The sequence below is a fragment of the Candidatus Equadaptatus faecalis genome, from assembly GCA_018065065.1.
Lineage (GTDB): Bacteria > Synergistota > Synergistia > Synergistales > Synergistaceae > Equadaptatus > Equadaptatus faecalis.
The window spans coordinates 1-1,474 of record JAGHTZ010000073.1; the positions used below are offsets into that span (position 1 = coordinate 1).

Genomic DNA, 1,474 nt, shown 5'->3' on the forward strand with positions numbered 1-1,474 from the left:
AAAATCTCCGTCTCGCGTGCCCCGTAGGGGTAGGTCCAGCGGCTTTACGGGCTTTGCCCGTTATTGAAAAGAAAAACCAAAGACATACCCATACTGGGCACGGGCTGGATTCTGCGCTGCTCCTGACGGAGCCCGCAGAAAGACAAATAAAAAGGCAGAAAGACAAGATAGTAATTGTTTTTTTTTGGTCATTGTACTTTATAGTAATTGATTTTTTTGGTCATTGTATTTTATGGTAATTGGTTTTTATGGTAATTGTTTCTTATAGTAATTGATTTTTTGGGTCATTGTTTTTTTTGGGTCATTGGTTTTAATATTACACAACCTCATATAAGTGTGATTCAACAGATAGATAAAGTTACAAAAATTCAGGATTCAAAATTCTCTAAATGGAGGGGATAACAATGTTAAGAACAACACTTAGAAAGACAGCGGCGATACTGATGCTCGTGTCGTTTATCTTCGGCACGGCAGCGCCTGCGGCGGCATCGCCGTTTATTACGTGGAGTCAGTTCCCTAACAACAGTTCAGGACATCCCAACAGGCTTGTGTATAACGGAACCAACTGGGTAAAAATTGCTGCTAACCGTATAGTAATGTCCGATGCAAACCCCTCTGGACCTTTACTCTGGCAAGCTGCGATAAACTGGGGTAATAATTATAACGGTTGGATTACAGATTCATATGAATCAAAAATCAAAAACGGAACAAGGCTTTTAAGCAAAAGCGAGACAGATGCTATGGGACAGGCCGGCAGGGCGTTTGGGGGTGTTTGGTGGACTAGTACAAAAAATGATAAATATTCAGCGTGGGTCCCTGTTGCTGATGGATCGTATGCTAAGGGTGATATCAGTAAACATTATAATTGCCGTAATGCGCGCGCCGTGTTGTTTCTGAAGAACATAGACGCGAACGTATATTACTTGAGTGCGTACAGCGGCGGAGCGAAAGGGGCGCTTGGAGCGGTAACAACAGCGGCGGACAGTAAAAGCCGGATGAAGTTCACCTACAAAGATACAACGCTTGCGGCGCCGACTATAGGCGGCGGAGCCCTGACGCTTGACGCGGCGGGAACGTCGACGTGGTACACGAACACGGCGAACAGAGTGGCGGCAACGGTAGGAAACGCGGACCCTATTGCCGCGGCGGGCTATCTGTTCATGAAAGACGCAGCGACGGCCACGCTGACGCTCGGCGGAGCGGGCACCTACACGGGAGAAGCGGAATTGTACCTTCATTCGGAAATAGTCGGCACGAACTACGACCGAATGGGAACGGCAAGCACGAACCTCAAAAGCCTCGGACTCAAATTCACCTACGCAAACGGCAAACTCACAGCAATGACGCTGTCGGAGCTGTACGGAACTGAAGCCAACGCGATTACCCTTAACAACGGCTTTGAACTCACGCTGTCCGGCGACAGTTACGCGCAGGACATCACAGCCGCAAGCGGAGGCGGCACCCTGATATCAAA

General features: G+C 48.0%; 2 protein-coding genes. Both read left to right on the plus strand.

Features of this window, described 5'->3' with window-relative positions:
- Positions 1-239, plus strand: a 239-nt coding sequence (locus KBS54_05850; protein MBQ0055647.1) for a hypothetical protein, incomplete at its 5' end; no start/stop codon positions are given.
- Positions 240-404: 165 nt separating this feature from the next.
- Positions 405-1,474: hypothetical protein (locus KBS54_05855; protein MBQ0055648.1), on the plus strand; the 1,070-nt coding region annotated here is incomplete at its 3' end.